The organism is Mycobacterium sp., assembly GCF_032162605.1.
GTDB lineage: Bacteria > Actinomycetota > Actinomycetes > Mycobacteriales > Mycobacteriaceae > Mycobacterium.
In genome coordinates this window covers 1-3,315 of sequence record NZ_JAVROT010000268.1, presented here as the reverse complement: position 1 = coordinate 3,315, position 3,315 = coordinate 1, and the positions used below count along the sequence as shown (strand labels likewise).

Annotated in this window: 1 protein-coding gene and 1 pseudogene; both read left to right on the top strand. The window is 69.0% G+C overall.

The genetic code is table 11. The features are described from left to right. Positions 1-118: 118 nt before the first annotated feature. Positions 119-3,052 carry an FAD-binding and (Fe-S)-binding domain-containing protein gene (locus QOI01_RS15880; protein ID WP_526382495.1) on the top strand — a complete coding sequence of 978 codons (2,934 nt, stop codon included), beginning with the start codon at positions 119-121 and terminating at the stop codon, positions 3,050-3,052. 47 nt (positions 3,053-3,099) lie between these two features. Continuing rightward, a pseudogene (locus QOI01_RS15875) lies at positions 3,100-3,315 on the top strand (fumarylacetoacetate hydrolase family protein); the annotation flags it as partial.

The following is a 3,315-nucleotide window of genomic DNA, read 5'->3' as shown; positions in this document are numbered from 1 at the left end:
GCACGCCTCCCCAGAGAAGGAGCCCTTCAGATGCATGTGTCCCGAACCCTGCGTGCAGCACAAGTGGCTGCGCTGACCGCCGGCGGCCAGGCCGCCCGCCTAAGCAGCGGAGGCTGATGTGGCGCTTCTCGACCCGAAGCCCGGAGCACTGCGACCAGCCGCCATCGGCGGTCCGGCCATTGACAGCGTGGCCGAGGACCGTGCCGCGGGCACGCCGGAGAAACTCCGGGAAGACCTCATCGGTCTCCTGGGCGAAGGCAAGGTGTTGCACAAGCTCTCCGACCTGGTGCGGTATGCCTCGGACGCCAGTCCGTACCGCTTCGTCCCGCAGGTGGTGGTGATCGCCGAGACGGCCGACGACGTCGCCGCGGTGCTGCGGTACGCCCGCGAGCACGATCGGGAGATCGTGTTCCGCGCGGCCGGCACCTCGTTGAACGGACAGTCGGGAGGCCAGGACATCCTGGTCGACGTGCGCCGACACTGGACCGGCGTGGAGGTGCTCGACGGGGGTGCGCGGGCGAGGATCAAGCCGGGCACGACGGTGGGGCACGCCAACATCACGCTGGCCAGGCATGGTCGCCTGATGGGTCCCGATCCGGCCAGTTCGAGTGTGTGCACGGTCGGCGGCGTGGTGGCCAACAACGCCTCGGGGATGACGGCGGGCGTGACGCGCAACTCCTACAAGTTGCTGTCCTCGCTCACGTTCGTCCTGCCGTCGGGCACCGTGGTGGACACCGGCGATCCGCACGCCGACGATCGGCTCCGGCAGGCCGAACCCGAGCTCTGTGCCGGGCTGATCGCGTTGAAGGACGAGATCGAACGCGACAGCGAGCTCGTCGCCCGTATCCGCAAGAAGTACCGGCTCAAGAACACCAGCGGTTACCGGCTCGACGCGTTCCTGGACGGCGCCACCCCGGTGCAGATCCTGCGCGGACTGATGGTCGCCTCGGAGGGCACCCTGGGGTTCATCGCCGAGACGGTGTTCGACACGGTCCCGTTGGACCGGTTCACCCATACCGCGATGCTGGTCTTCGCGACGCTGCGCGACGCCGCAGCGGCCGTGCCGCTGTTCGCCGATGCCGGGGCGCGCGCGATCGAGGTGATGGACGGCAACACACTGCGCGCCTGCGCAAGCGTGGCGGGGGTCCCGGCTGATTGGGCGGACATGCCGGCGGGTGGGGCAGCGCTGCTGGTCGAGTTCCGCGCCGGGGACGCCGATGCGCACCGCGACAACCGGCAAGCCGCTGCGGTGGTTCGGGACGAGCTGACCCTGGTGGCGCCGGTCGCCTCGATCACCAACCGATTCACCGAGGATGCCGGCACGATCAACATGTATTGGCATGCCCGGCAAGCGTTCATGACGGCGGTGGGCAAGGCGCGTCCCACGGGCACGACGCTGATCACCGAGGACTTCGCGGTGCAGCCGTCGCAGTTGGCGGACGCCTGCGTGGCCCTGAGCGAACTGCAGCGCAAATACGGCTTCGACGCCGCCGTCGCCGGCCACGCGGCATACGGCAACCTGCACTTCTTGCTTGCCTTCGACGCGGGCCGGCCCGGCGACGTCGCGCGCTATGCGGCGTTCATGGAGGAATTCTGCGCCATGATCGTCTCGCGTTTCGATGGTTCGCTGAAGGCCGAACACGCCACCGGGCGCAACATGACGCCATTCCTGGAACTGGAATGGGGTTCCCGCGCCACTGAGGTGATGTGGCGGGTCAAGCAGCTCCTCGATCCCGATGGCGTGCTCGCTCCCGGGGTGGTGCTCAACCGCGAACCCCGCGCTCATCTACGGGGTCTCAAGACCATCCCGACCATCGAGGCCGTCGCCGATGCGTGCATCGAGTGCGGTTTCTGCGAGTCCGTCTGCCCGAGCCGCGATCTGACGACCACGCCGCGGCAGCGCATCGTGTTGCGCCGTGAGATGCTGCGCCAGCCCGCGGACTCGGCGGTCACCGACGCGCTGCTGGAGTCCTACGGCCACGACGCGGTCGACACCTGTGCCGGCGACTCGACCTGCATGATCGCGTGCCCGGTCGGCATCGATACCGGCGCGATGATGAAGGGGTTCCGCCACCTTCGTCACTCTGCCCGCGAGGAGCGCAACGCGGCCCGCATCGCGAAGGCGTTCGCCGTCGCAGAGCGGTCGATCCGAGCAGCCCTCGGCGTCGCGGACCACCTCAGTGACCGGGTGCTGGAGGACGTCACCTCGGCGGTGCGCGAGGTGGTCTCTCCCGAACTGATCCCCGAATGGCTGCCCGAGATTCCCGGCCCGGCGAACCGCCGGCTGCCGTCTACCGACCGGGCCAGGGCCACCGCCGTGTACTACGTGGCGTGTGTCAACCGGATCTTCGCCGGCCCCGACGGGGAGGACCTGGCCGAGGCCATCGTCGAGGTGTCACGCAGGGCCGGACGGCCGGTGTGGATTCCGCCGGACCTCGTCGGGTCCTGCTGCGCGACGATCTGGCACTCCAAGGGCTACGACGAGGGCAACGCGGTGATGGCCAACCGGATCGTCGAGAGGGCGTGGGAGTGGACCGACCGCGGCCGCCTGCCGCTCGTCGTGGACGCATCGTCGTGCACCCTCGGCATCGCGCACGAGGTGCAGCCGTACCTGACCCCCGAGAACCTTCGAAAGCACGCCGCTCTCAACGTCGTTGACTCGATTGTCTGGGCCGCGACGGAGCTGTTGCCCAACCTGGTGATCACCCACCGGATCGACAGCGCGGTACTGCATCCCACCTGCTCGATGCGCCATCTGGGCGATGACGACGACCTCCGCGCCGTTGCGGCCGCGTGCGCCCGCGACGTCCGCGTTCCCGTCTACGCGGAGTGCTGCGGGTTCGCAGGCGACCGGGGCATGTTGCACAAGGAGTTGACCGAGTCGGCCACCAGGCACGAGGCGGAAGAGGTGACGGCGCGAGAGTTCGATGCGCATCTGTCGGCCAACCGCACCTGTGAAATCGGCATGCAGCACGCGACCGGCCGCCCGTACCACTCCGTGCTGATCGAGCTCGAGCGCGCCACCCGGCCGAATCCCGACACTCGCTGCTGATCCGCGGGTCCGAACATCCAACCATCAACTGGAATCGAGTGCACACCATGCGGATTGCGAATCTCTCCGGCCGACTCGTCATCGTGACCGACGGCGGCGCCGTGGATGTCGAGAAGACCAGCGACGGCCGCTTCCCGGCCGACCCGCAGGCGGTCTACTCGCAGTGGGCCGAGTTCCGCGCCTGGGTCAATCGAGCCGAGTTCAACGGTGCAGACGCCTTCGACCCGGCCGACCTCGGCGCGCCCGCCCCCGCCCCCCGGCAG